This window comes from Kitasatospora sp. NRRL B-11411, from assembly GCF_000721345.1.
GTDB classification, from domain to species: Bacteria; Actinomycetota; Actinomycetes; order Streptomycetales; family Streptomycetaceae; genus Kitasatospora; species Kitasatospora cineracea.
Genome location: NZ_JOGH01000153.1, coordinates 1 through 24853, shown reverse-complemented (window position 1 = coordinate 24853; position 24853 = coordinate 1). Strand labels below are relative to the sequence as shown.

The window sequence follows — 24853 nt, the reverse complement described above, 5'->3', positions numbered from 1 at the left end:
AATGTCGCGGAGGTCTGAGGGCATGAGCAAGTACCTGGTCACGGGCGGAGCCGGCTACGTGGGGAGCGTGGTGGCGGCGCACCTGTTGGAGGCGGGTCACCGGGTGACGGTGCTGGACGACCTGTCGACCGGGTTCGCGGAGGGTGTGCCGGAGGGTGCGGAGTTCGTGCGGGGGCGGATCCAGGAGGCGGGGCAGGTGCTGGACTCCTCCTTCGACGGGGTGCTGCACTTCGCGGCGTCCTCGCAGGTGGGTGAGTCGGTGGCGGATCCGGAGAAGTACTGGCGCAACAACGTGGCGGGTTCGCTGGAGCTGGTGTCGGCGATGCGCAAGGCGGGGGTGGGCACGCTGGTGTTCTCCTCGACGGCGGCGGTGTACGGGGAGCCGGAGCGGGTGCCGATCGAGGAGAGTGCGCGCACCTCCCCGACGAACACCTACGGGGCGACGAAGCTGGCGGTGGACCACCTGATCACCTCGGAGGCGGCCGCGCACGGGCTGGCGGCGGTGAGCCTGCGGTACTTCAACGTGGCGGGGGCGTACGGGCGTTACGGTGAGCGGCACGAGCCGGAGTCGCACCTGATCCCGCTGGTGTTCCAGGCGGCGCTGGGGCAGCGTCCGCACATCGCGGTGTTCGGGGAGGACTACCCGACGCCGGACGGGACCTGCATCCGCGACTACATCCACATCGCGGACCTGGCCGAGGCGCACCTGCTGGCGCTGGACGCCGCGAAGCCGGGTGAGCACCTGGTGTGCAACCTGGGCAACGGGACCGGCTTCTCGGTGCGCGAGGTGATCGAGTCCGTCAAGCGCGTCACCGGCCGGGAGATCCCGGTGCAGGTCGCCGACCGCCGCCCCGGCGACCCCGCCGTCCTGGTCGCCGCCGCCGACCGCGCCCGCCAGACCCTCGGCTGGACCCCCAAGCGCCCCGAACTCGACCAAATCGTCGCCGACGCCTGGGAGTTCACCCTCACTCACCGCGCCTGACCTGCCCGCTCCCCGGGCCGGCCACCACCCCGAAGACCCTGTGTACAGGAACTTCACCAAACCCCCACGCCGCGGCGGCGCGCGCCCGTAGGCTGAGTGAGGCACCGGTGGGGGTCGGGCCACGAGCAGGGGGGCAAGGACGATGGGGCGTATGCGCGTCCTGGTGGTCGACGGCCACCGGATCTTCGCCGAGGCGCTCGCCACGGCACTGGCCGCCGAACCCGACGTGGACGTCGGGGCGGCGGGCAGCGCGGCGGCGGCCGAACGGGCACTGGAGCGGGCGGTGGCCGAACACCGCCCGTACGACGTGGTGCTGGTCGACGTCGACCTGGGCGCCGCCCCGCCGCCGGCCCGCGCCCAGGCGGCCCCGGCCGGGCCCCGGCGCACCCCCTCGTTGCCGCAACAGCGGCCCGCGCCGGTGCAGTTGACGCCGCCTCAGGAGGCCCGGCCGCTGAGCGACGGGATCGCCCTGGTGGCCCGGGTCCGGCGGGCCCACCCGGAGCTGCGGGCCGTCCTGCTGGCCGCCGCCGACGACCCGCAGCGCGCCGCCCGCGCCCTCCAGGCCGGGGCCAACGGCTGGGTGGCGCGCGGGAGTTCGCTCGGCGCGCTGATGACCGTGGTGCGCGGCGTGCGCCGCGACGAGACCCACCTGCCGCCCGCGCTGCTCACCGGCGTGGTCCGCGAGCTGACCTCGGCCCGCCGGGACCGCTCGGAGAGCGAGCGCCTGGTCGCCGCGCTCACCCCCCGCGAGGAGGAGGTGCTGCGCTGCATGGTCGCCGGGCTCGGCCGGCAGGCCGTCGCCGAGCGGCTGTTCCTCTCCCCGCACACCGTCCGCACCCACATGCAGAACGTCCTGGGCAAGCTGGGGGTGCACTCCACGCTCGCGGCGGTCGCGGTCGCCCGCCGGGCCGGGATCGCGCCCTCCGAACCGCCCGTCCCCGTCCCCCCGCCGACCGTCGCCGCCGTCCCGGGCCCCGGCGCGGGCTGAGCGCGCACCGGCGCGGGCCGACCGGGCCCCGCCTCCCCGCACGTTCCACTCCGTGATTCAGGGAAACCGGAGGTCAGATGTTGCCGCACCGCACTGCCGCACGCCCGCACGGGGACCGGACCCGCCTGCCGGACGGTCCCGCCGGACTGCGCACCCTGGTCGTCGGAGCCGGCTCCGCCGGTACCGCCCTGGTCCGCGACCTGGGCCGGACCCCCGAGTTCGGCCTCGACCCGGTCGGCGTGCTGGACGACGACCCCGGCAAGGCCGGCCGGGACGTCTCCGGCGTCCCCGTGCTGGGCCCGCTCGCCGACCTCACCGCGCTGGCCCTCGGCCACGGCGCCCAGGTCGTCGTGCTCGCCATCCCGGGCCTGCCGCACCAGCGGGTGCGCGCCCTGGCCACCGCCGCGGCCGCCGCCGGCGCGGCCGTCCGCTACCTGCCGTCCTTCCTGGCCGCGCTGCGCCGCGAGGTGGTCGGCTCCGACCTGCGCACCCTGGACGTCAACCGGCTGATCGGCCGGCACGAGGTGCACGTGGTCTCCCCGGACGTCCGCACCGTGATCGAGGGCCGCCGGGTGCTGGTCACCGGCGCGGGCGGCTCGATCGGCAGCGAACTGTGCCGCCAGGTCCAGGCGTTCGGGCCGGCCGCGCTCTACATGCTCGACCACGACGAGTCCAACCTGCACCGGCTGCAGCTCGACATCTGGGGCGAGGCGCTGCTCACCGACGAGGCGCTGGTGATCGCCGACATCCGGGACCGCCCCCGGATCCAGCAGATCTTCCGCGACCTGCGCCCCGAGGTGGTCTTCCACGCCGCCGCGCACAAGCACCTGCCGCTGCTGGAGCGCCACCCCAGCGAGGCGGTCAAGTCCAACGTGCTGGGCACCGACCACCTGGTGGAGGCGGCGCTGGCCACCGGCGTGGAGCGCTTCGTGCTGATCTCCACCGACAAGGCCGCCGACCCGACCTCGGTGCTCGGCGCGAGCAAGCGGCTGGCCGAGCTGATCGTCCAGGCCAACGCCCGGGACGCCCGCAACCTCGGCACCGGCGTCTTCGCCGCCGTCCGCTTCGGCAACGTGCTGGGTTCGCGCGGCTCGCTGCTGTCGGTGCTGGAGGAGCAGTTGCGCAGCGGCGGCCCGGTGACGGTCACCCACCCCGACGTCACCCGCTTCTTCATGACCATCGAGGAGGCGGTCGGCCTGGTGCTGGAGGCCGGGCGGATGGCCGAGGGCGGCGAGGTGTTCGTCCTCGACATGGGCGAGCCGGTGCGGATCGTCGACCTGGTGCACAACTTCGCCGAGCAGGTCCAGCTCGGCGCCGACGAGGTGGAGATCCGCTACACCGGCCTGCGGGCCGGCGAGAAGCTCAACGAGGCGCTGTTCTCCGACACCGAGGAGCGCCTGCCCACCGCCCACCCGCGGATCTTCGCCACCACCACCGACCGGGCCGCCGCCCCCGAGGACCTGGCCGGCGGCCTCACCGGCCTCTACGCCGCCGCCACCACCAACACCGACCCCGAGGTCCGCACCCGGCTGGCGGCCCTGCTCCCCGGCTACCAGAGCGCGCACGCCAAGGCCCCGGCCCTGGCCACCCCGTACCCGGACGGCTTCTAGGGCGGGCCGCTCAGCTGCTGCGGTCGAAGGGGGTGACCAGGCTGCGCAGCAGGGCGGCGAGTTCGGCCTGCTGGGCGGGGGCGAGCCGGGCGAGGATCTCGCGCTCGTGGGTGAGCAGGCCGGCCAGCGCCTGGTCGGCCTGGTCGCGTCCGGCCTCGGTGAGGCGGACCAGGACGCCGCGGCGGTCGTCCGGGTCGGGGAGGCGGACGACCAGGCCCTTGGCGGTGAGGCGGTCGATCCGGTTGGTCATGGTGCCGGAGGTGACCAGGGTCTGGGTGAGCAGCTGGCCGGGGGAGAGCTGGTAGGGGGAGCCGGCCCGGCGCAGCGCGGTGAGGACGTCGAACTCCCAGGGTTCGAGGCCGTGCTCGGCGAAGGCGGTGCGGCGGGCGCGGTCCAGGTGGCGGGCGAGGCGGCTCACCCGACTGAGGACCTCAAGCGGTTCCACGTCGAGGTCGGGGCGCTCTCGGCGCCATGCTGCGACCAGGCGGTCGACCTCGTCCTCCATGTCGATCAGTGTATCGGGGGGTGTGTCGATGTGAAGTCTCTTGACATCAAGAGATAACAAAGGAAGTCTCGGCGTTACACGGATATCTTGATGTCGAGATACTTTCGGGAGCCGCGCCATGCCCGCCCACTGGGACGCCGACCAGTACCTGCGCTACGCCGACCTGCGCGGCCGCCCCTTCGCCGACCTGCTCGCCCGCGTCCCCGACCTGCCGCCCGCCCCCACCGTGCTCGACCTCGGCTGCGGCCCCGGCAACTCCACCGCCGCACTGCGCCGCCGCTGGCCCGACGCCCGGCTGCTCGGCCTGGACACCTCGCCCGACCTGCTCGCCGAGGCCCGCGGCGCGCACGGCGAACCCACCGCCGAGTACCGCGAGCAGGACGTCGCGGCGTACGACCCGGCCCCCGAGCGGCCCGACCTGATCGCCTCCAACGCCGCCCTGCACTGGATGGACACCGACACCGCCGACCACCTGGAACTGCTGCCCCGCTGGGCGGCCGCGCTGCGCCCCGGCGGGGTGATCGCCTTCCAGCTGCCCGGCAACTTCGCCGCCCCCAGCCACACCCTGCTCGCCGACCTGCGCCGCACCCCGCGCTGGCGCGACCGGCTGGCCACCGCCCGCCCGGACGCCTCCTGCCACGCGCCGGACCGCTACGCGCGGACCCTGCTGGCGGCGGGCTGCACCGCGGACGTCTGGGAGAGCACGTACACGATGGTGCTGCCGGGGCCCGACCCGGTGCTGGAGTGGGTCAAGGGCTCCACCCTGCGCCCGGTGCTGGACCTGCTGCCGGAGGCGGGGGAGCGGGCGGAGTTCCTGGCCGAGTACGGGGCGCTGCTGCGCGAGGCGTACCCGGCCACCGGGCACGGCACGCTGTTCCCGTTCCGCCGGGTCTTCGCCGTCGCCGTGAAGTGCTGACGGCCCGTCACTTCGCGCCGGGCAGCGCCGGGTGGCGGCCCAGCACCACCACGCCGACCACGATCGCGGCCAGCCCGGCGCTCTGCCAGGCCAGCGCCCCGGGGGTGACCCGCAGCCGGTCGCCGAGGAAGCCGACCGCGCAGGCGATCCCGGCCAGCGGCTGGGCGGCGGTCAGCGCGGGCAGCGACATCCGCAGCGGCGCCGCCTCGAACGCGGACTGCACCAGCAGCAGCCCGACCACGCCCAGGCCGAGCACGGTGTACGGCGGCCAGGAGAGCAGCGCGGCGGCCGCCCCGTCCCGGTCGATCCGGTCGAAGGTGGTGCGGGTGAGCGCGTCCTGCAGGCCGTAGAGCAGCCCGGCGGCCAGCGCCAGCAGCGTCGCCTCCTCGAACAGCGGCAGCCGGCGGGCCACCGCGACCAGCAGCAGGGCCAGCCCGGAGACCACCCCGAACACCAGCCAGTAGCGCAGCGGCCCGGCGGCCGGGCCGCCGCCCCCGGGCTGCCCGGCGGCGATGAACGCGGTCACGCCGAGCGCGATCAGGGCCACCCCGACCCAGCCGGAGCGGCCCAGCCGGGTGCCGGTGATCCGGCCGGCCAGCAGCATCGCCCAGACCAGGTTGGTGGCCAGCAGCGGCTCGACCAGCGCCACCTCGCCCTGGCTGAGGGCGAGCGCGGAGAGCACCTGGCCGCCGATCATGAAGGCGATGCCGAGCAGCCAGTCGGGCATCCGCATCAGGTCCAGCAGCAGCCGCCAGCGCAGCAGGTCGCCGCTGGGCGCGCGCTGGGCGGCGTGCTGCTGCAGGACGAATCCGGCGCCCAGGCAGCAGGCCGCGCCGAGGGCCAGCAGGAAGACCGCCACGGGTGCTCCTGTCGCGAGGGCGGCCCGGGATCCCGATGCGGCCCCGGGCCGGTCGTCAGTTCTTGCGGTCGCCCACCAGCTTGGGGTGCCGCTCCAGGCCCTCCAGGCCGTGCCAGGCGAGGTTGACCAGGTGGGCGGCGACCTCCGCCTTGGCGGGCTTGCGCACTTCCAGCCACCACTGGCCGGTCAGCGCCACCATGCCGACCAGCATCTGCGAGTACATCGGCGCCAGCCGGGCGTCGAAGCCCCGGGACTTGAACTCCAGGCCCAGGATGTCCTCGACCTGGGTGGCGATGTCGCCGATCAGCGAGGCGAACGAGCCGGTGGACTGGGCCACCGGCGAGTCCCGGACCAGGATCTTGAAGCCGTCGGTGGAGGTGTCGATGTAGTCCATCAACGCGAACGCGGCCTGCTCCAGCAGCTCGCGGGAGTGCCCGCCGGTGAGCGCGCCGGTGACCATGTCGAGCAGCAGCTGCATCTCCCGGTCGACCACCACCGCGTACAGGCCCTCCTTGCCGCCGAAGTGCTCGTACACGACGGGCTTGGAGACCCCGGCGCGCTCGGCGATCTCCTCGACCGAGGTGCCGTCGTAGCCGCGTTCGGCGAAGACCGCCCGGCCGATCTCCAGCAGCTGCTCGCGGCGCTGCTTGCCGGTCATCCGCACCCGGCCGGCGCCCTTGCCCCCGCTGCGGCGCGAGGGCTGCCGATGGCCGGCGCTGTCTCCGTTGGTCCCGTTCACCCCTCCATCATGCTGTAGGCGCTGACTCATGCGGCGCGGCGGGCGGCGATCCGCTCCGCGCCGGGCCAGCGGACGTCGTGCGCCCAGCCCGCCCGCTCGAACCAGCGGATGACCCGGGCGGAGGAGTCGACCTGGCCGCGCAGCACGCCGTGCCGGGCCGAGGTGGGGTCGGCGTGGTGCAGGTTGTGCCAGGACTCGCCGCAGGAGAGCACCGCCAGCCACCACACGTTGCCGGACCGGTCGCGCGACTTGAAGGGGCGCGAACCCACCGCGTGGCAGATCGAGTTGATCGACCAGGTGACGTGGTGCAGCAGCGCGACCCGGACCAGCGAGCCCCAGAAGAAGGCGGTCAGCGCGCCCTGCCAGCTCCAGGTGGCCAGGCCGCCGACCAGCGCGGGCAGGCCGAGCGAGATCAGCGTCCACAGCCAGAACAGCCGGGAGATCCGCCTTATGGCCGGGTCGCGGACCAGGTCGGGCGCGTAGGTGAGCTGCGAGGTCTGCTCCTCGTCGAACATCCAGCCCATGTGCGCCCACCACAGGCCCTTGAGCAGCGCGGGCAGGCTCTCGCCGTAGCGCCACGGCGAGTGCGGGTCGCCGTCCTTGTCGGAGTACCGGTGGTGCTTGCGGTGGTCGGCGACCCAGCGCACCAGCGGGCCCTCGACGGCCAGCGAGCCGAGCACCGCCAGGCCCAGCCGCAGCGGGCGGTTGGCCTTGAACGCGCCGTGGGTGAAGTAGCGGTGGTAGCCGACGGTGATGCCGTGGCAGGTGAGGAAGTACATGCCGACGGCGAGGCCGGCGTCCAGCCAGGACAGGCCCCGGCCCCAGGCCACCGGGACGGCGGCGAGCAGGCCCAGGAACGGCACCGCGATGAACAGGGCCAGGGTGGCGCGCTCCAGCGCGCCCTGTTTCTCGCCGCCCCTGGTGGCGGACAGTGCGGTGGCGGTCTGTTCGTCCTCGGCGGCGCGCGGCGGCGCCTGCCCGGCCTGGATGGTCATGGCGCTTCCCGGGGGAGAGAGGGGTCCGGCGGAATACCTACGTATCCGTAACTTACGGCATCGTAAGTACCGGGCCGGGGAGGGCGGAAGGCCCGTGCGCGGACGTGTCGCACTGTTCGCCCGGCGGATTCCGCCCCGTCGACGGGGCGCCTTCGCGGAAGGTGGTGGAGCTACGGGCCGTCAGCCCTTAGGCTGTGCTGGGCGCGCAGCGCGCCCTTTCCGCCGTGGTGTAATGGCAGCACAGGGCCCTTTGGAGGCCTTTGTCTGGGTTCGAATCCTAGCGGCGGAGCCCCTTCCGGCCCGGCAGCGTCCCGGCCCGACCGTTTCGGACGGTTTCCGTTCGTTTTCTCTCGGTATTGTTCGGTGCGCCCTCAACCCGCATCGACCGAGGAGTCTCCCCGCGTGAGTGCCAACCAGCCCGCCGCCGTGATCGTGCTCGCCGCCGGGGGCGGTACCCGAATGAAGTCCAAGGCGCTGCCGAAGGTGCTGCACGAGATCTGCGGGCGCTCCCTGGTGGGCCACGCGGTCTCCGCCGCCCAGGAGCTGACGCCCGGTCAGCTGGTCGTGGTGATCGGCCACCTGCGCGAGCTGGTCCAGGCGCACCTGGCCGAGCACTACCCGGCCGCCCGCCCGGTCGTCCAGACCGAGCAGAACGGCACCGGCCACGCCGTGCGCACCGCGCTGGAGGCGCTGGCCGCCGACGGCGTGCAGCTGGACGGCACCGTGCTGGTCACCACCGGCGACGCCCCGCTGCTCACCGGCGCCACCCTGCGGGCGCTGGCCGCCGCGCACGCCGAGCAGGGCAACGGCGTCACCGTGCTGACCGCCGAGGTCCCCGACGCCACCGGCTACGGCCGGATCCTGCGCGGCCCGGACGGCGCGGTCTCCGCGATCGTCGAGCACAAGGACGCCACCGCCGAGCAGCTGGCCGTCAACGAGATCAACTCCGGGGTGTTCGCCTTCGACGCCAAGCTGCTGGCGCTCGCGCTCTCGCTGGTCGGCACCGACAACGTGCAGGGCGAGGAGTACCTGACCGACACCCTGGAGATCCTCCGCCGGGAGGGCCACCGGGTCGGCGCGGTGGTCGCCGCCGACCACCGGGAGATCGTCGGCATCAACGACCGGGTGCAGCTGGCCGCGGCCCGCCGGCTGCTCAACGACCGGCTGCTGGAGAGCGCCATGCGGGCCGGCGTCACCGTGGTCGACCCGGCCTCCACCTGGCTCGACGTCCAGGTGACCTACGAGCCGGACGCGCTGGTGCACCCCAACACCCAGCTGCGCGGCGCCAGCCACCTCGGCGAGGGCTGCGAGGTCGGCCCGAACAGCACGCTGACCGACACCGCGGTCGGCGCGGGCGCCCGTGTGAGCAACACCACGGCCGAGCGCGCCGAGATCGGGCCGGAGACCTCGGTCGGCCCGTACGCGTACCTGCGGCCGGGCACCCGGCTGGCCCGGAAGGCGAAGGTCGGTACCTACGTCGAGATCAAGAACTCGGAGCTCGGCGAGGGGGCGAAGGTCCCGCACCTGTCGTACATCGGGGACGCCACCATCGGCGAGGGCACCAACGTGGGTGCGGCGTCGGTCACAGTCAACTACGACGGGGTGAACAAGCACCGGACGGTCATCGGGGCCCACTGCCGCACGGGTTCCGACAACATGTTCATCGCCCCGGTGACGGTCGGTGACGGCTCCTACACGGCGGCCGGCTCGGTGATCACCAACGACGTCCCGGCCGGTTCGCTGGCCGTCGCGCGGGCCCAGCAGCGCAACATCGCGGGCTGGGTTGAGCGGAAGCGGCCCGGTTCGGCCTCCGCCCGGGCGGCCGCGGAGGCCAACGGGACGGAGTAGTCGGACGGGGCGGCCGGGGATCTTGAGGAGTGGTCCCCGGCCGTCGGACCGGTGGCGGGGCGCGTAACCTGAAGTACACACGTGCGCCATCGGGCCTGTTCGGCCGTGCCTCGGCGTACTCACCCAGAGTGGCAATACATCGAGGAGACGGTGCAGTGAGCGGGATCACGACCTCCGGTGAGAAGAAGCTCAAACTCTTTTCCGGCCGTGCCCACCACGGACTTGCCGAGGAGGTCGCCCGCGAACTGGGCACCGAACTCGTCCCGACCAAGGCCCTGGACTTCGCCAACGGCGAGATCTACGTCCGCTTCCTGGAGTCCGCCCGCGGCGCGGACTGCTTCGTGATCCAGAGCCACACGGCTCCGATCAACCAGTGGATCATGGAGCAGCTGATCATGATCGACGCGCTCAAGCGCGCGTCGGCCCGCAGCATCACCGCGATCCTCCCGTTCTACGGCTACGCCCGGCAGGACAAGAAGCACCTCGGCCGCGAGCCCATCTCGGCCCGCCTGGTCGCCGACCTGCTGCGCCAGGCCGGCGCCGACCGGCTGATGGCCGTGGACCTGCACACCGCGCAGATCCAGGGCTTCTTCGACGGCCCGGTGGACCACCTGTTCGCGCTGCCGATGCTCGCCGACTACGTCGGCAACCGGGTCCCCGACCGCTCCAAGCTGACCATCGTCTCCCCGGACGCCGGGCGCGTGAAGGTCGCCGACCAGTGGTGCGACCGCCTCGACGCCCCGCTGGCGATCATCCACAAGCGCCGCGACATGACGCAGGCCAACACCATCCTCTCCGCCGAGGTGGTCGGTGACGTCAAGGACCGGGTCTGCGTCCTGGTCGACGACATGATCGACACCGCCGGCACCATCTGCGCCGCCGCCGACGCGCTCTTCGACGCCGGCGCCGCCGACGTCATCGTGGCCGCCACCCACGGCGTGCTCTCCGGCCCCGCCGCGGACCGGTTGAAGAACTCCCGGGTCAGCGAGTTCGTGTTCACCAACACCCTGCCGACCCCGTCCCAGCTCCAGCTGGACAAGATCACCACGCTGTCGATCGCCCCGTCGATCGCCGCCGCGGTGCGCGAGGTGTTCGAGGACGGATCGGTCACCAGCCTCTTCGAGGGCGTGCACTGACCCCTCGTCAGACCCCTCCCCGGCCCCCGGCTCCGCACGGAGCCGGGGGCCGATTTCACGTCCGCGCCACCGCCCGGTTAGTCTTGGGAGACTGCTCGGCGAGGGATGCCCGCTTCGGTGCTCCGTGATCGACGCGCGAGAACGATGCGCCTTGATCGAACCGCCGAGCGTCCCCCCAACACTTGAGGGTGTGGCCCGGCGGTTCTGTCGTTCCTGCACCCCTTCGCTTCACGAGGAGTGCAGTCGTGTCCGAGATCCGCATCGCCGCCGAGTCCCGCACCGAGTTCGGCAAGGGTGCCGCCCGTCGTGCCCGTCGCGCCGGCTTCGTCCCCGGTGTCGTCTACGGCCACGGCCACGCCCCGGTGCACCTGAACCTGCCCGGCCACGACCTGATGATGGCGCTCAAGACCCCGAACGCCCTGCTGGTCGTCCCGATCGAGGGCAAGGACGAGTACGTGCTGCCGAAGGCCGTGCAGCGCGAGGCCATCAAGCGCTCCATCGAGCACGTCGACCTGCTGCTGGTCAAGCGCGGCGAGAAGGTCACCGTCGAGATCCCGGTCCACACCGAGGGCGAGCTGGCCCCCGGCGGCAACCTGATCGAGAACGTGCTCAACGCCCTCCCGATCGAGGCCGAGGCCACCCACCTGCCCGAGTCGGTCACCGTCTCGGTCGAGGGCCTGGAGGCCGGCGCCGCCATCACCGCCGGCGACATCACCCTGCCGTCCGGCGTCTCGCTGGCCGTCGAGGCCGACGCCGTCGTGCTGCAGGTCATCGGCGCCCAGGCCCCCGAGGCCACCGAGGAGGAGGCCGCCGACGAGGCTGCCGCCGCCGAGGGCGCCGAGGCCTGATCACCCCTCGCTTCGCTGCCCCGGCCGTCCCGCCCCGTGCGCGGACGGCCGGGGCAGCGGCGTGTCCGGGATGATGTGACGGTAGGGAGAACACCCGCGTGAGGAGCGGCATGAGCGAGTACGACGGCCCCTGGCTGGTGGTGGGCCTCGGCAACCCCGGCAAGGAGTACGCCCGCAACCGGCACAACATCGGCTTCATGGTGGTCGAGCTGCTGGCCCAGCGGATGGGGGCGAAGTTCAAGGCCCACAAGAGCCGCGCCCAGGTCGCCGAGGGGCGGCTGGCCGGGAAGCGGGTCGTGCTGGCCGAGCCGATGAGCTTCATGAACCTCTCGGGCGGGCCGGTCACCGCGCTGCGCGACTTCTACAAGGTGCCCACCCCGGCGATCGTCGCCGTCCACGACGAACTGGACCTCGACTACGCGGCGCTGCGGCTGAAGACCGGCGGCGGCGACAACGGCCACAACGGCCTCAAGTCGATCACCAAGTCGCTCGGCCCCGACTACCACCGGGTCCGCTGCGGGATCGGCCGCCCGCCGGGCCGGATGGAGGTCGCCGACTTCGTGCTCAAGGACTTCTCCTCCACCGAGCGCAAGGACCTCGACTGGTTCGTCGACCGGGCCGCCGACGCCGTCGAGGCGCTGCTGGCGGACGGCCTGGAGCGGGCCCAGCAGAACTACAACTCCTGACCTCCGCAGCCCCGTTGACACCCGGTGCTGGCGGCACCGGATTCGACCACCCTCCGTACACAACGTTCATGCAACGCTTGCCCGGTGGAAGCTGACCGGGGGTCAGAAACGCCGTGCGATCGGATACCGTCGGATTCGGTGCAGCAAGGATTGAAGTGCCGTCTATGGGGGTATCGACCGTGATCCGGTCACAGCGCGTGGGCAAGGTCGTCGGAGGCACCGTCCTGTGCCTGGCCGCCGGGGGGTGGGCCGTCGGGTGCAGCGGTGCAGGGCGGCGCAGTCGCTTGAGCAGGGCGATGTCGGCGGCGTGGCGGGGGGGCCCCCCCCCCGGGGGGGGGGGGGGGGGGGGCCGCCGTTGCGTTGCGAGGGGCGGATCAGCCGGTGTTGCGCAGGCCCGCCGCGATGCCGTTCACGGTGAGCAGCAGCGCCCGGGCCCGCAGCGGGTCCTCGGGGCGGCCGGCCGCGACCTCCTCGCGCTGCCGGCGCAGCAGCGCGACCTGCAGGTAGGAGATCGGGTCGAGGTAGGCGTCGCGCACGGTGAAGGTCTGCTTGAGGACCTCGTCGTGCTCCAGCAGCTCCGACTCGCCGGTCAGCCGCAGCACCTCGCGCAGGGTCAGGTCGTGCTCGGCGACGATCTGGTCGAAGACGTGGTGCAGCTCGGCCGGGACCAGCTGCTCGACGTAGTGGCGGGCGATCCGCAGGTCGGTCTTGGCCAGCGTCATGGCGACGTTGGACAGGAAGTTGCGGAAGAAGTGCCAGTTGCCGTGCATCTCGTCGAGCACGTCCGACAGGCCGGCCTCGCGGGCCGCCGCCAGGCCGGAGCCCACGCCGTACCAGCCGGGCACGATCTGCCGGGACTGCGTCCAGCCGAACACCCACGGGATGGCCCGCAGGCCGTCCAGGCCCGCGCCGCTGTCGGGGCGGCGGGACGGGCGGGAGCCCAGGTGCAGCGAGGCCAGCTGGTCGACCGGGGTGGCGGCGAAGAAGTACTTCGGCAGGTCCTCCTGCTCGACCAGGGCCCGGTAGGAGGTGTGCGCGGCGGCCGAGACCCGGTCCATCGCGGCGTCCCAGCGGGCCAGCTCCTCCGGGGCCTGGCGGGGCGCGGTGTGCAGCGCGGACGCGGCCAGCGTGGCGGAGAGGGTCAGCTCCAGGTTCTCCCGGGCCAGCGAGGGCAGCAGGTACTTGTCGCTGATCACCTCGCCCTGCTCGGTGACCTTGATCTCGCCCTCCAGGGTGCCCCAGGGCTGGGCCAGGATCGCCTCGTGCGAGGGGCCGCCGCCGCGGCCGACGGTGCCGCCGCGGCCGTGGAAGAGCCGCAGCCGGATGCCGTAGCGGTGCGCGACGTCGCGCAGCCGGCGCTGGGCCCGGTGGATCTCCCACTGGGAGGTGGTGATGCCGCCGAACTTCGAGGAGTCCGAGTAGCCGAGCATGACCTCCTGGACGTCGCCGCGCAGCGACACCAGCAGCCGGTAGGAGGGGTCGGAGAGCATCTCGTCCAGGATCCGGTCGGCCTCCTGGAGCTCGTCGGTGGTCTCCAGCAGCGGCACGATGCCGATCTTGGCGATGCCCGCGTGCAGGTCGATCAGGCCGGCCTCGCGGGCCAGCACGGCGGCCGCGAACACGTCGTCCGCGCCCTGGCACATCGAGATGATGTACGACTCGACGATCTCGTCGCCGAAGCGCTCGAAGCCCTCGCGGATGGTGGTGAACACGCCCAGCGTCTTGGCGCCCGCGGCGTCCAGCGGCGCCGGGGTCGGGGCCAGCGGGCGGCGCGAGCGCATCTCCTTGGACAGCAGGCGCTGGCGGTACTCGCGCGGCATGTCGGTGTAGCGCCACGCCTCCTCGCCGAGCCGGTCGAAGAGCTGGCCCAGCGCGTGGTGGTGCGCCTCGGCGTGCTCGCGCACGTCCATGGTGGCCAGCTGCAGGCCGAACGCCTCGATGGTGCGGATCGCCCGGGCCAGGCGGCCGTCGGCGATCAGGCCGCCGCGGTGGGCCCGCAGCGAGTCCTGGATCAGGCGCAGGTCGGCCAGCAGGTCGCGGGTGCCGACGTAGTCCCGGCCCGGGGTGGGCGCGGTGCCGGCGGCCAGCCGGTCGCGGGTGTTCTCCAGCTTGATCCGGATGCAGGTGGCCTTCAGCCGGTACGGCTCCTCGGCGTTCATCCGCTTGTAGCGCGGGCTGAGCTCCGGCAGGTGCGCCAGGTCGGCGTCCAGCGAGGCCAGCAGCTCCTCGGAGGCCCCGGCCAGGCGGACCGAGGTGGAGAGCGCGGCGCGCAGGTCGTCGATCGCCTCCAGGGCGTCCTTGATGCCGTACTCGTGCTGCAGGTTGAGCACGTCCCAGGTGACCTGCGGGGTGACGTTCGGGTTGCCGTCGCGGTCGCCGCCGATCCAGGTGCCGAAGGTCAGCGGGCGCACGCCCTCGGGCAGCTCCAGGCCGACCCGGGCCAGCTCCTCGTGCAGCTCCTCCAGCACCTCCGGGACGGCGTCGCGGTACAGCTCGTCCAGGTAGTAGACGGCGTTGCGGGCCTCGTCGGTGGGCTCCGGGCGGGCGATCCGCAGCTCGTCGGTCTGCCAGAGCAGGTCGATCACCTCGGCGAGGCGGCGGTCGGCCTGGCGGCGGGCCGAGGTCTGCCGGGCGCTGTCGGCCCGGCCGGTGGCGGCCTGTTCGCGGTGGATGCGCTCCAGCAGCTCGCCGACCCGGCGCAGCTTGTTCAGCACCGAGCGGCGGGCGGCCTCGGTCGGGTGCGCGGTGAACACCGGGCGCACCGCGAGGTTGGCCAGGGTGTCCTCCAGGTGCTTCGGGTCCGCCTCCTTCAGCTGGTCCACGGTCTGCGACAGCAGCGAGCCCTCCCGGGCCCGGCGGTCGGCGAACTCCCGGCCGCGGTGCACCTGCTCGGTGACGTTCGCCAGGTGGAAGTAGGTGGAGAAGGCCCGCACCAGCTTCGCGGCGGTGTCCAGGTCGATCTCCGCCAGCAGCTGCGCCGTCGCCTCGCCGTCGGTGCGGCTCAGCAGGCGCACCTGCTCGACCAGGCCCAGCAGTTCGGGGCCCTCCTGGCGGACCAGGGTCTCCCCGAGCAGATCGCCGAGGCGGCGGATGTCCGCACGCAGCGCGGCGTTGTCGTCCGCGTCGGCGATCACGGAAGGGTTGTCCGCCGGAGTGGGGACCGGAGCGGTCACGGCTGTCTCCCTGTGGTGGTGGGGTTTCGGCAACGGCTCTGACATCACCGCGGTGCGGGTGACGGGTGGCGGACCGCGCTGTCCGACGGGCAACAGCATAGGTGGCACGGGGTGCCAGAACGGAGAGGTGGCCGGATGGCGGACAGTTGCCCGGGCGCCGTCGGCCCGCCGTCGGCACTGCGTATGGTGGCGGCATGAGTGAGAAGCCGTCGGGGGACGGCCCGTGGTGGTGGGCGCGGCGGCGCGGCGCGGCGCTGGACGTGGCGCTGGCAGCGGTGTCGGCGGCGGAGTGCGCCGCGGGGGCGTACGGGCTGGTCCGGGACCGGCTCGGCTGGGGGCTGCCCGCGACCGCGGTGTGCGTGGCGCTGGGGGCGCTCGCGGGGGCGTCGCTGGTGGTGCGGCGGCGCTGGCCGGTGGTGCCGGTGGTGGTGGCGCTGGTGTTCGTGCCGGGCTTCTTCGGCGTGGTGCTGCTGGTGGTGTCGCTGTACACACTGGCGGCGACCTGGGAGTGGCCGTCGCGGCGGGCCCGGGTGCTGGTGCTGTCGGCGGTGGCGATGGCCGAGACCTTCGGCATGGTGCTGTTCGCCACCACCGCGCCCAGCAAGGCGCCGCCCGCCGAACCGCTGCCGCCCACCTGGGTGTTCGTGGTGATCTCGGCGTTCGTCGCGGTCGGCATGGCGGTGGCCCCGATGGTCACCGGCCTGTACGTGGGGGCCCGGCGGCGCCTGGTGGAGTCGCTCAAGGACCGGGCGCAGGGCCTGGAGGGGGAGTTGAGCCTGCTGGCCGACCAGGCCCGCGAGCGGGCCTGGCGGGCCCGGGTCGAGGAGCGCACCAGGATCGCTCGGGAGATGCACGACGTGGTCGCGCACCGGGTCAGCCTGATGGTGGTGCACGCCGCCGCGGTGGAGCGGATCGTCCCCAAGGACCCGGCCAAGGCCCAGCAGTCGGCGCGGCTGATCGGCGAGACCGGCCGGCAGGCGCTGGACGAGCTGCGGGAGATCCTCGGGGTGCTGCGGATGACCGAGCCGCAGGAGCAGGTGGAGGCCCCGGTGGGCGGCCTGGCCGAACTGCCGGAGCTGGTCGAGCAGTCCCGGGTGGCGGGCATGGCGGTGACCCTGACGGTCAGCGGCGAGCGCCTGGAGTACGTCGCGGAGGCCGAGCAGACCGCGTACCGGGTGGTGCAGGAGGGCCTGACCAACGCGCACAAGTACGCGGGCGGGGCGCGGGTCGCGGTGCTGCTGGCGTACGTGCCGAACGGGGTGCGGGTGTCGGTGGTGAACGAGTGCCCGGGCGGGGTGGCGCCGGTGGCGCTGCCGAGCGGCGGCAACGGGCTGGTCGGGATGCGCGAGCGGGTGGTGGCGCTCGGCGGGGCCTTCCACGCCGGGCGGGAGGACGGCGGCGGGTTCCGGGTCGAGGCGGTGCTGCCCTCCCGGCTGCGGCGCCCGGCCGCACCGGCCTGACGGTCCGTCCGGCCGGCGCGGTCAGTCCTGGGCGGTGCGCAGCCGGTGCGGGGCGCGGCCCAGCACCAGGGTGCCGATCGCCCGGTCGACGCTGTCGCCCAGGAACCACTCGCCGGTGTGGTCGAGGCTGTAGACCCGGCCCTGCTCGTCGATGGCCAGCAGGGCCTGCCCGTACAGCTCCTCGCCGAGCGGGGCGAGCCGGGTGTCCAGGGCCCGGCCGAGGTCGGTGAGGGTGCGCGGGGCGTGCAGGCCGCAGCGCGGGTCCAGCAGGAACGGGGTGCGGGCCAGGGTGTCGCCCGGGCCCGGGACGTCGAAGGCCAGGCCGCCGAACTCGGCCCAGGCCTCGATCGCGGCCGGGAACACCGCGTGCTGCGGGTCCAGCGGGCCGCCGTACGCGACCAGGGCGTCGGCCCACAGTTCGGCCTGCCGGATCTCCCAGCGGCCGGGGTGCCAGCCGGCCTGCTTCAGGGCGGCGGCCACGTCGGCCGGGAAGCGGGGCTGGGTGCGGACGGTGCCGGCGTTCAGGGTGGGCTCCACGGGCTCGGGGACGGGGGGACGGGGCGCTCGGTGGCGCGGGCTCAGCGGCCGGGCGGGCCGACCGCGACGCTGGCCACGTTCAGGTGCTCCAGCAGCGGGCCGCAGGAGCGGCACGGCGGCGCGTGCGTGCCGTGCAGCGGGTCGCCCTCCTCGCGGATCCGCAGCGTGGTCATCCGGGCCCCCCTGAGCGACTTGCGGGCCTCCTGCACGGTCATCGGCTTGCGCGCGGCCCGCTTCGAGCGCGACGCGTCCACCTGCCCCAGGTACTGGGAGAGCAGCGCCGCCTCCGGGCAGCGGCCGACGAAGCGCTCGCGCTTCTCCACCGGCAGCCCCGCCAGGAACTCGCCGACCAGCGGGTGCAGCACCGGCGCCAGCTCCGACTTGTCCCCGGCCAGGGTGTGCACCGTGCCGCCGCGCAGCGACAGCGCCGCCGCGACCGCGGGCAGCAGGCTGTCGCGCTGGTGGCGCAACACGGGCGGCGGGCCCGACTGGTCCATGGCTGCTCCTCGGCGTCGTACGCGGCACGGCTCCGCCGCTGCCGGTGGTCGGCCGGCGGGCGGTGGATCACGCAGGGTAGCGGGATCCACGGACAGTGAATCCTCACCCCAGAGCATCCAGCCTGCCAAACCGATCCGGCGCACGCCGCGCCGGGGTGCGGACACGGGGCGCGCGGAGGTGTACGGAGGGCCGAACTGCCGCCGCCCGCGCCCCGGGTGGCCGCCACCGGTTTTGCCGATTGTGCCCCGACGGGCCGGGCCGGGCCGGTACGGTTCGAGCGACGCGGCGGCAAGGGGGGTCTTGCGATGGGGTCGGACGTCGTGGCGCACGAGGCGCCCGGGGAACACGTGCCCACACCGGGCAGCACCGAACGGAAACCCGACCGGCGGATCGGCCTGGCCGTGGTCGGCGCCGGCTACTGGGGCCCGAACCTGGTCCGCAACGCCCAGCAGACCGCCGCCCTGCGGCTGCACTGGCTCTGCGACCTCGACGAACAGCGCTCCCGCACGGTCCTCGGCGAGTACTCCACCGTCGCCTCCACCACCTCGTACGAGCAGGTGCTCGCCGACGAGCGGGTCCGGGCGGTGGCCGTCGCCACCCCGGCCGGCGCCCACCACGCGCTGGCCCGGGCCGCCCTGGAGGCCGGCAAGCACGTCCTGGTCGAGAAGCCGATCACCACCACCGTCGCCGAGGCCGCCGACCTGGTCGCCCTCGCCGAGGAGCGCGGCCTGGTCCTGATGTGCGACCACACCTTCTGCTACACGCCGGTGGTGCGCCGGATCCGCGAACTCGTGCACGGCGGCGAGATCGGCGACGTCCAGTTCTTCGACTCGGTGCGGATCAACCTCGGACTGGTCCAGCCCGACGTCGACGTGCTGTGGGACCTCGCCCCGCACGACCTGTCCATCCTCGACTTCGTCCTCCCGCCGGACGTCGAACCCGTCGGCGTCAGCGCCCAGGCCGCCGACCCGATCGGCGCCGGCCGGGCCTGCGTCGCCTACCTGACGCTGCACCTGTCCAACGGCGCGCTCGCCCACTGCCACGTCAACTGGCTCTCCCCGACCAAGGTCCGCACCACGCTGATCGGCGGCTCCCGCCGCACCCTGGTCTGGGACGACCTCAACCCGCAGGCCCGGCTGGCGATCCACGACCGCGGCGTCGACCTCACCCCGCCCGACGAACTCACCGACGCCATCCGGCACCGCGCCCTGATCTCCTACCGGGTCGGCGACGTGGTCGCCCCCGCCCTGGTCGAACAGGAGGCGCTGCGCAACGTGATGGCCGAGTTCGCCGCCGCCATCACCGAGGGCCGCGCCCCGCTCACCGACGGCCGGGCCGGACTGCGCGTGCTGCGCCTGCTGCACGCCGCCTCCCGCAGCCTCGAACTCGGCGGCGCGACCGTCCCGGTGGACGCCGGCACCGGCACCGCCGACGACACCGCGCTGCTCACCCGCCGACTCCCCGCCCAGCAGGAGGCCGCCGCCCGATGAACGCCGCCGTCCCGCTCGAAGGCTCCCGCTGCCTGGTCACCGGCGGCGCCGGCACCATCGGCTCCGCCGTCGTCGACCAGCTGGTCGAGGCCGGCGCCCGCGAGGTCGTCGTCCTCGACAACTTCGTCCGCGGCCGGGCCGCCAACCTGGACCGGGCCAAGGAACTCGCCGCCCCCGGACAGCTGAAGGTCGTCGACGGCGACATCCGTGACCGGGCCCTGCTGCGCGAACTGCTCGCGCCCGGCACCGACGCGCTGTTCCACCTCGCCGCGATCCGGATCACCCAGTGCGCCGCCGAACCCCGGCTCGCCCTGGAGGTCATGGTCGACGGCACCTTCGACGTGGTCGAGGCTGCGGCGGAGACGGGCGTGCGCAAGGTGATCGCCTCCTCCACCGCCTCGGTGTACGGCCTCGCCGACACCTTCCCGACGCCCGAGACCCAGCACCCCTACCGCAACGACACCCTGTACGGCGCCGCCAAGGTCTTCAACGAGGGCCTGCTGCGCAGCTTCCACGCCATGCACGGCCTCGACTACGTCGCCCTGCGGTACTTCAACGTGTACGGCCCCCGGATGGACGTGCACGGCCGCTACACCGAGGTGTTCATCCGCTGGATGGAGCGGATCGCCGCCGGACAGCCCCCGCTGATCTTCGGCGACGGCGCCCAGACCATGGACTTCGTCTACACCGAGGACATCGCCCGGGCCAACCTGCTGGCCGCCGCCGCCCCCGTCACCGACCGGGTCTACAACATCGCCTCCGGCACCGAGGTCTCGCTGCGCGGCCTCGCCGACGCGCTGCTCGCCGCCATGGACTCCGACCTCGACGTCGAGCACGGCCCGGCCCGGGACACCGCCGGCGGCGTGGTCCGGCGGCTGGCCGACATCTCCGCCGCCGAACGCGACCTCGGCTGGAAGCCCGAACTCGGCCTCGACGACGGGCTGCGCAGACTCGTCGCCTGGTGGCGCGCGCAGGACTAGGGCCGCCGCAGCGCACCCAGGAGGTGCGGCGCGCACGGGAGGTGCAGTGCACCCGGGAGGTGCAGGGGCGCGGGCGACCGCGCGGATCGAAGGCCCCCGCCGGCCGGACGCGCCGCGGCGGGGACGGGGAGCCGTACGCGGGCGCGACCGCGGCCGTGCGTGAACCGAAGGAGCCCACCGCCATGACCACCATTCCCGTCATGATCCCCTGGCTCGGCGAGGAGGAGGCCGAGGCCGCCGCCGCGGCCGTCCGCTCCGGCTGGGTCGCCCAGGGCCCCCGGGTGGCCGCCTTCGAACGGGCCTTCGCCGAACACCTCGGGGTGCCGCACGCCGTCGCGGTCTCCTCCTGCACCACCGCCCTGCACCTGGCGATGATCGGCGCCGGCGTCGGCCCCGGCGACGAGGTCGTCGTCCCCTCGCTCTCCTTCATCGCCACCGCCAACGCCGTCACCTACGTCGGCGCCACCCCGGTCTTCGCCGACGTCGACCCGGCCACCGGCAACCTCACCCCCGACACCGTCGCCCCGCTGCTCACCGAGCGCACCCGGGCCGTCGTCGCGGTCGACCAGGGCGGCGTCCCGGTCGACCTGGACGCGATCGCGGCGCTGGTCGAACCGCGCGGCATCACCGTCGTCCAGGACGCCGCGTGCGCCGCCGGCTCCGTCTACCGCGGCCGCCCGGCCGGCGCGGGCGCCGAACTCGCCGCGTACTCCTTCCACCCGCGCAAGCTCCTCACCACCGGCGAGGGCGGCATGGTCACCTGCCGGGACGGCGAACTCGCCGCCCGGCTGCGGCGGCTGCGCGAGCACGGCATGAGCGTCTCGGCCGCCGACCGGCACGCCGGGGCGGGCGGCGCGGGCGCCGTCGAGACCTACGACGAGATCGGCTACAACCACCGGATGACCGACGTCCAGGCCGCGATCGGCCTGGTCCAGCTCGGCAAGCTCCCCGCGATGACCGCCCGGCGGCGCGAACTCGCCGCCCGCTACCGGGAGTTGCTCGGAGCGGAGCTGGCCGCTGGGCTGGTCGGCGACCCGGCGCACGGCAGCACCAACTTCCAGTCGCTGTGGCTGCTGCTCCCCGCCGGAGCCCCCGACCGCGGCGAGGTCCTGGCCCGGCTCGCCGCGGACGGCGTCTCCGCGCGGCGCGGCATCATGGCCGCGCACCTGGAGGCCCCGTACAAGGGCACCGCCCGGGTGCCGCTCCCGGTGACCGAGACGCTCACGGCGCGGACGCTGATCCTGCCGCTGTACCACTCGCTCACGCACGGGCAGCAGGAGCACGTCGTCGCGGCGCTCAAGGCTGCGCTGGGGCGTTAGACCCCGGGGGCGCGCCCCCGTGGGGCTTCCCCCCTTGCCGCGATCTTTCCGTCGTCCGTCGTCCGTCTTCCGTCTTCCGTCTTCCGCTTCGCGCAGTTCCCCGCGCCCCTGGTTGCACGCTTCCGCGCAGGTGATCCGCGCCCCTGGTCCGAGAGGTTCCCGTGACGAACAGCATCCCCCTGGTCGACCTGCACGCCGCGCACGCCGAGATCGCCGAGGAGGTCCGGGCGGGCTTCGACGCGGTGCTGGCGAGCGGGGCCTACGTGAAGGGCCCCGAGGTGGCCGCGTTCGAGCGGGAGTACGCGGCGTTCTCCGGGGCCGGGCACGCGGTGGGGACGGCCAACGGCACCGATGCGCTCGAAATGGCGCTGCGGGCCCTGGAGTTGGCGCCGGGCGGCGGGGTGGTGCTGCCCGCGAACACCTTCGTGGCGACCGCCGAGGCGGTGGTCCGGGCCGGGCTGCGGCCGGTCCTGGTGGACGTGGACGAGGAGCACCTGCTGATCGACGTCGCGCAGGCCGCCGACCGGGTGCCGGGGTCCGTGGCGCTGCTGCCCGTCCACCTGAACGGCCAACTCGCCCCGATGGAACACCTGCTGGAGGCCGCCGACGGGCTGCCGGTGGTCGAGGACGGCGCCCAGTCGCAGGGCGCCACCCGGCACGGGCGGCCGTCCGGCAGCTGGGGGCGGATCTCGGCGACCAGCTTCTACCCGGGCAAGAACCTCGGCGCGTACGGCGACGCCGGCGCGGTGGTCACCGACGACGCCGCCCTCGCCGAGGCGGTCCGGCTGCTCGGCGACCACGGCTCGGCCCGCAAGTACGTCCACGAGCGGTTCGGCTTCAACTCCCGGATGGACGCCCTGCAGGCCGTCGTGCTGCGCGCCAAGCTCCGCCGCCTGCCCGCCTGGAACGAGGCCCGCCGGGCCGCCGCCGCACGCTACGACAAGCTGCTCGGCGGCCTGGACGGGATCACCCTGCCGCGCACCCTGCCCGGCAACGCGCACGTCTGGCACCTGTACGCGGTCCGGGTCGACCGCGGCCGGGACGGCGTGCTCGCCGCCCTCCAGCAGGCCGGGATCGGCGCCGGCGTGCACTACCCCGTCCCGGTCCACCTGCAGCCCGCGTTCCGGCACCTCGGGCACGGCGCGGGCGCGTTCCCGGTCACCGAGCGGGCCGCCGGGCAACTGCTCACCCTGCCGCTGTTCCCCCAGCTCACCGAGGCCCAGCAGCACCGGGTCGCCGAGGCGCTGGCCGCCGCGCTGCGCCGCCGCTGACCCGCCGCCGGTGCCCGGGCCCCGATGCCCCGCCGGGTACCCCCGTGCCCCTGAACGCGAACGGCCGTTGCCCTACGCTGGTCCCCGAGGACATCGGCTTCTGCCAGTGGGGGACCACAGATGACGACAGGTCGGCCCGGCACCGCCGCCGTGCCCAACGCGGCGTACGCGGGCCAGGTGGTGCAGTTCCCGGATCCGGTCCGGGCCCAGCGGCACCCCGGGGGCGTGCGCGTCGACGAGAACGGCTACCCGGACTTCTCGCCGTACGCGGCCGCCGCCGCCGAGGTCGCCGACCCGCCGGCCGGCTTCGGCGTCGACGAACTGCGCCTGACCGACTACGTGTCGGCCAACGCCGCGCTCTACACCCAGGGCCACGAGCTCTGGGCCGACCTGGACAGCGCCGTCGCCACCCCGCCCGGCTGGACCTGGCACCACGTGGTCGGCCGGGCCGCCCCCGGCTGGCGGCGGATGGAACTCGTCCCGGTCGAGGTCAAGGCCCTGCTGCGGCACCACGGCGGCCTGGCCCGCTCCACCGCCGACCACACCCGGCGCGGCACCCGCCCGCTCCAGGACCGCCGCCCCGCGCACTTCTCGCTGGCCAAGGACGGCAGCGACCCGGTCGCCGTCACCGAGGACCTGGTCCAGCGCGCCGAACAGCGCCTCGGCCACCCGCTGCCGACCGCCTACCGGGACTTCCTGAAGCTCACCGGCGGCCGCGGCCCGGCCGGCGTCGCCCTCGACGTGGACCTCGGCCTGCTGGTCGACCAGCCGTTCCTCACCCTCAGCGAGGAGTACGGCACCCACGACCTGGTGTACGCCAACAAGTGCCTGCGCGACCACCTCACCAAGGACCACCTCGCCGTCGCCTACCTGCAGGGCGGCCTGCTGACCGTCAGGGTCCGCGGCGAAGGCACCGGCTCGGTCGGCTTCCTGCCCTACGACGACGCCCGCGACGACGGCTCCGACGAACCCGTCGAGCAGCGCGTGCAGCGCCTCCTGCTGCCCTGCGGCGACAGCTTCGACGCCTTCCTGCTGCGCCTCGCCGGCGGGCCCGCGGAGCTGGAGACCGTCGCCGAACTCATGGTGGACGGCGGCTTCGCCCGCGCCGTCCCGGTGAACTGAACGAACGACAGGGGTGGGACGAGACGTGGTGACCACGTACGCGCAGGCGCAGGAGACCGCCGAGGACTGGATCAACGCCGGGGTGCCGCGCTCGCAGCACCGCGAGGTGAAGGTCCGCGAGTTCGACCTCGGCTACGTCTGCTGGGCCGTCGACGGCAGCGAGCACACCGGCGGCCCCGGCACCTCGCTGCGCCTGGTGATCGCCCGCGACAGCGGCGCCAGCACGCTCTGGCCGCCGCTGCCGGTCAACGAGGTGGTCCGGCAGTTCGAGGAGCTGTACGGCACCGGGGGCGCCCCCAACCCGGCCGGCGCGGCCAAGCCGGTGCGCGGCGCCGTCGAGGCCACCTCCTTCCTGCTCAGCCCCCCGCAGTGGCTGCAGGAGGCCGGGGCCGCCGCGATCGCCGCCGAGGCCGACCGGCTCGGCGCGCCCGCGGCTCCGGCTGCCCCGGTCGCTCCAGCTGCCCCGGCGGCCCCCGCCGCGCCGGCCCCGCCGGTCGCGCCGTCCGCGCCGCAGCCCGTCCCGCAGGCCGCGCCGGTCGCGGAGTCCGGCGAGGAGGGCCCCAGCTACTTCACCGGCGCGCCCGCCCCCGGGGCGCCCGTCCCGCCGCCGCCCGGCTCCGAGGCCGCCACCGTGCTCGCCCCCGGCCGGCCCGACGCGCCCGTCCCGCCCGGCGCCACCCCGCCGTACCCGGTCGGCGGCCCCGGCACCCCGGCACCCGGCACGCCCGCGCCGCCCGCCGCCCCGGTGCCGCCCGCCGCCCCCGTACCGCCGGGACCGCCCGCGAACGCGGTCAACTACGCGGCGACCATGCTCGCCACCGACGGCCCGCCCGGCCTGATGGGCCTGCCCGGCGCCCCCGGCCCCGGCGCCCCGCTGCCCGGCGGCCCCGC

The 24853-nt window shown here is 74.3% G+C and carries 21 protein-coding genes, 1 tRNA gene and 1 pseudogene; 16 read left to right on the top strand and 7 right to left on the bottom strand.

Translation table 11 applies throughout. The features are described 5' to 3' along the window. Positions 1–22 precede the first annotated feature (22 nt). From galE to IH44_RS0136045, 3 genes are all read left to right on the top strand, one after another. Positions 23–982: a UDP-glucose 4-epimerase GalE gene (gene galE / locus IH44_RS0136055; RefSeq protein WP_030464054.1), complete on the top strand. Its 960-nt coding sequence runs from the start codon at positions 23–25 to the stop codon at positions 980–982. A 142-nt stretch (positions 983–1124) separates the two neighbouring features. After that, a complete protein-coding gene (locus IH44_RS0136050) occupies positions 1125–1970 on the top strand; it encodes a response regulator transcription factor (RefSeq protein ID WP_030464053.1) in 846 nt (281 codons plus the stop codon). 77 nt (positions 1971–2047) lie between these two features. Beyond that, complete coding sequence (locus tag IH44_RS0136045) at positions 2048–3580, top strand: nucleoside-diphosphate sugar epimerase/dehydratase (RefSeq protein WP_030464052.1); 1533 nt, start codon at positions 2048–2050, stop codon at positions 3578–3580. 10 nt (positions 3581–3590) lie between these two features. On the opposite strand, the gene IH44_RS0136040 is transcribed toward IH44_RS0136045, so the two are convergent. Continuing rightward, positions 3591–4085: a MarR family winged helix-turn-helix transcriptional regulator gene (locus tag IH44_RS0136040; protein ID WP_030464051.1), complete on the bottom strand. Its 495-nt coding sequence runs from the start codon at positions 4083–4085 to the stop codon at positions 3591–3593. Positions 4086–4203: 118 nt separating this feature from the next. Here IH44_RS0136040 and IH44_RS0136035 point away from each other — a divergent pair, with 118 nt between their 5' ends. Beyond that, complete coding sequence (locus tag IH44_RS0136035) at positions 4204–5001, top strand: methyltransferase domain-containing protein (RefSeq protein WP_030464050.1); 798 nt, start codon at positions 4204–4206, stop codon at positions 4999–5001. 7 nt (positions 5002–5008) lie between these two features. Here the strand turns inward: IH44_RS0136035 and IH44_RS0136030 are convergent, their stop codons facing one another. The 3 genes from IH44_RS0136030 to IH44_RS0136020 are packed head-to-tail and all read right to left on the bottom strand — an operon-like array spanning position 5009 to position 7594. Next, on the bottom strand, positions 5009–5860 hold the full coding sequence (locus IH44_RS0136030) for a DMT family transporter (protein ID WP_030464049.1): 852 nt from the start codon (positions 5858–5860) through the stop codon (positions 5009–5011). Positions 5861–5915: 55 nt separating this feature from the next. After that, positions 5916–6629 (bottom strand): TetR/AcrR family transcriptional regulator, encoded by a 714-nt coding sequence (locus IH44_RS0136025; RefSeq protein WP_051818035.1) that lies wholly within the window; start codon positions 6627–6629, stop codon positions 5916–5918. Continuing rightward, entirely contained in the window at positions 6626–7594 is a 969-nt protein-coding gene (locus IH44_RS0136020) for a fatty acid desaturase (RefSeq protein WP_030464047.1), read from the bottom strand. The genes IH44_RS0136025 and IH44_RS0136020 overlap by 4 nt, the downstream gene beginning before the upstream one ends. Before the next feature lie 218 nt (positions 7595–7812). On the opposite strand from IH44_RS0136020, the gene IH44_RS0136015 reads away from it, so the two are divergent. From IH44_RS0136015 to pth, 5 genes are all read left to right on the top strand, one after another. After that, positions 7813–7883 (top strand) — tRNA-Gln (locus IH44_RS0136015). A gap of 113 nt (positions 7884–7996) precedes the next feature. After that, complete coding sequence (gene glmU, locus IH44_RS0136010) at positions 7997–9442, top strand: bifunctional UDP-N-acetylglucosamine diphosphorylase/glucosamine-1-phosphate N-acetyltransferase GlmU (RefSeq protein ID WP_030464046.1); 1446 nt, start codon at positions 7997–7999, stop codon at positions 9440–9442. A 155-nt stretch (positions 9443–9597) separates the two neighbouring features. Continuing rightward, entirely contained in the window at positions 9598–10578 is a 981-nt protein-coding gene (locus tag IH44_RS0136005; protein WP_030464045.1) for a ribose-phosphate diphosphokinase, read from the top strand. Positions 10579–10823: 245 nt separating this feature from the next. Continuing rightward, entirely contained in the window at positions 10824–11426 is a 603-nt protein-coding gene (locus IH44_RS0136000) for a 50S ribosomal protein L25/general stress protein Ctc (RefSeq protein WP_030464044.1), read from the top strand. Positions 11427–11536: 110 nt separating this feature from the next. Continuing rightward, entirely contained in the window at positions 11537–12112 is a 576-nt protein-coding gene (gene pth / locus IH44_RS0135995) for an aminoacyl-tRNA hydrolase (protein WP_030464043.1), read from the top strand. Positions 12113–12486: 374 nt separating this feature from the next. Here the strand turns inward: pth and ppc are convergent, their stop codons facing one another. Beyond that, positions 12487–15285 carry a phosphoenolpyruvate carboxylase gene (gene ppc / locus IH44_RS0135990; RefSeq protein ID WP_369795039.1) on the bottom strand — a complete coding sequence of 933 codons (2799 nt, stop codon included), beginning with the start codon at positions 15283–15285 and terminating at the stop codon, positions 12487–12489. Between the two features lie 194 nt (positions 15286–15479). Here ppc and IH44_RS0135985 point away from each other — a divergent pair, with 194 nt between their 5' ends. Then, positions 15480–16745: a sensor histidine kinase gene (locus IH44_RS0135985; RefSeq protein WP_030464041.1), complete on the top strand. Its 1266-nt coding sequence runs from the start codon at positions 15480–15482 to the stop codon at positions 16743–16745. Positions 16746–16766: 21 nt separating this feature from the next. Here IH44_RS0135985 and IH44_RS0135980 read toward each other — a convergent pair whose 3' ends face one another. Next, a complete protein-coding gene (locus IH44_RS0135980) occupies positions 16767–17282 on the bottom strand; it encodes an SUKH-3 domain-containing protein (RefSeq protein ID WP_051818031.1) in 516 nt (171 codons plus the stop codon). A 41-nt stretch (positions 17283–17323) separates the two neighbouring features. Next, positions 17324–17779 (bottom strand): YwqJ-related putative deaminase, encoded by a 456-nt coding sequence (locus tag IH44_RS0135975; RefSeq protein ID WP_081967333.1) that lies wholly within the window; start codon positions 17777–17779, stop codon positions 17324–17326. A 306-nt stretch (positions 17780–18085) separates the two neighbouring features. Between IH44_RS0135975 and IH44_RS0135970 the strand changes: the two genes are divergently transcribed. The 6 genes and pseudogenes from IH44_RS0135970 to IH44_RS49560 form a co-directional block, all read left to right on the top strand. After that, positions 18086–19270 carry a Gfo/Idh/MocA family protein gene (locus tag IH44_RS0135970; protein ID WP_232795225.1) on the top strand — a complete coding sequence of 395 codons (1185 nt, stop codon included), beginning with the start codon at positions 18086–18088 and terminating at the stop codon, positions 19268–19270. Beyond that, positions 19267–20250: an SDR family NAD(P)-dependent oxidoreductase gene (locus IH44_RS0135965; RefSeq protein ID WP_030464037.1), complete on the top strand. Its 984-nt coding sequence runs from the start codon at positions 19267–19269 to the stop codon at positions 20248–20250. Before IH44_RS0135970 ends, IH44_RS0135965 begins: the two co-directional genes overlap by 4 nt. Positions 20251–20432: 182 nt before the next feature. Then, positions 20433–21569, top strand: a complete 1137-nt coding sequence (locus IH44_RS0135960; protein WP_030464036.1) for a DegT/DnrJ/EryC1/StrS aminotransferase family protein — start codon at positions 20433–20435, stop codon at positions 21567–21569. 161 nt (positions 21570–21730) lie between these two features. Next, positions 21731–22840, top strand: coding sequence for a DegT/DnrJ/EryC1/StrS aminotransferase family protein (locus IH44_RS0135955; protein WP_030464035.1), 1110 nt, complete (start codon positions 21731–21733; stop codon positions 22838–22840). A gap of 120 nt (positions 22841–22960) precedes the next feature. Further along, on the top strand, positions 22961–23962 hold the full coding sequence (locus IH44_RS0135950; protein WP_030464034.1) for an HNH endonuclease: 1002 nt from the start codon (positions 22961–22963) through the stop codon (positions 23960–23962). A gap of 28 nt (positions 23963–23990) precedes the next feature. Beyond that, a pseudogene (locus IH44_RS49560) lies at positions 23991–24853 on the top strand (hypothetical protein); the annotation flags it as partial.

Excerpts from the sequence above, each read along its gene's own strand:
- IH44_RS0135970 (WP_232795225.1), top strand. The coding sequence starts at position 18,086 with ATGGGGTCGGACGTCGTGGCGCACGAGGCGCCCGGGGAACACGTGCCC.
- IH44_RS0135960 (WP_030464036.1), top strand. The coding sequence starts at position 20,433 with ATGACCACCATTCCCGTCATGATCCCCTGGCTCGGCGAGGAGGAGGCC.
- IH44_RS0136020 (WP_030464047.1), bottom strand. The coding sequence starts at position 7,594 with ATGACCATCCAGGCCGGGCAGGCGCCGCCGCGCGCCGCCGAGGACGAA.
- IH44_RS0136035 (WP_030464050.1), top strand. The coding sequence starts at position 4,204 with ATGCCCGCCCACTGGGACGCCGACCAGTACCTGCGCTACGCCGACCTG.
- IH44_RS0136040 (WP_030464051.1), bottom strand. The coding sequence starts at position 4,085 with ATGGAGGACGAGGTCGACCGCCTGGTCGCAGCATGGCGCCGAGAGCGC.
- IH44_RS0135965 (WP_030464037.1), top strand. The coding sequence starts at position 19,267 with ATGAACGCCGCCGTCCCGCTCGAAGGCTCCCGCTGCCTGGTCACCGGC.
- IH44_RS0135975 (WP_081967333.1), bottom strand. The coding sequence starts at position 17,779 with ATGGACCAGTCGGGCCCGCCGCCCGTGTTGCGCCACCAGCGCGACAGC.
- galE (WP_030464054.1), top strand. The coding sequence starts at position 23 with ATGAGCAAGTACCTGGTCACGGGCGGAGCCGGCTACGTGGGGAGCGTG.
- IH44_RS0136045 (WP_030464052.1), top strand. The coding sequence starts at position 2,048 with ATGTTGCCGCACCGCACTGCCGCACGCCCGCACGGGGACCGGACCCGC.
- IH44_RS0136050 (WP_030464053.1), top strand. The coding sequence starts at position 1,125 with ATGGGGCGTATGCGCGTCCTGGTGGTCGACGGCCACCGGATCTTCGCC.
- pth (WP_030464043.1), top strand. The coding sequence starts at position 11,537 with ATGAGCGAGTACGACGGCCCCTGGCTGGTGGTGGGCCTCGGCAACCCC.
- IH44_RS0136025 (WP_051818035.1), bottom strand. The coding sequence starts at position 6,629 with ATGAGTCAGCGCCTACAGCATGATGGAGGGGTGAACGGGACCAACGGA.
- IH44_RS0135985 (WP_030464041.1), top strand. The coding sequence starts at position 15,480 with ATGAGTGAGAAGCCGTCGGGGGACGGCCCGTGGTGGTGGGCGCGGCGG.
- IH44_RS0135950 (WP_030464034.1), top strand. The coding sequence starts at position 22,961 with ATGACGACAGGTCGGCCCGGCACCGCCGCCGTGCCCAACGCGGCGTAC.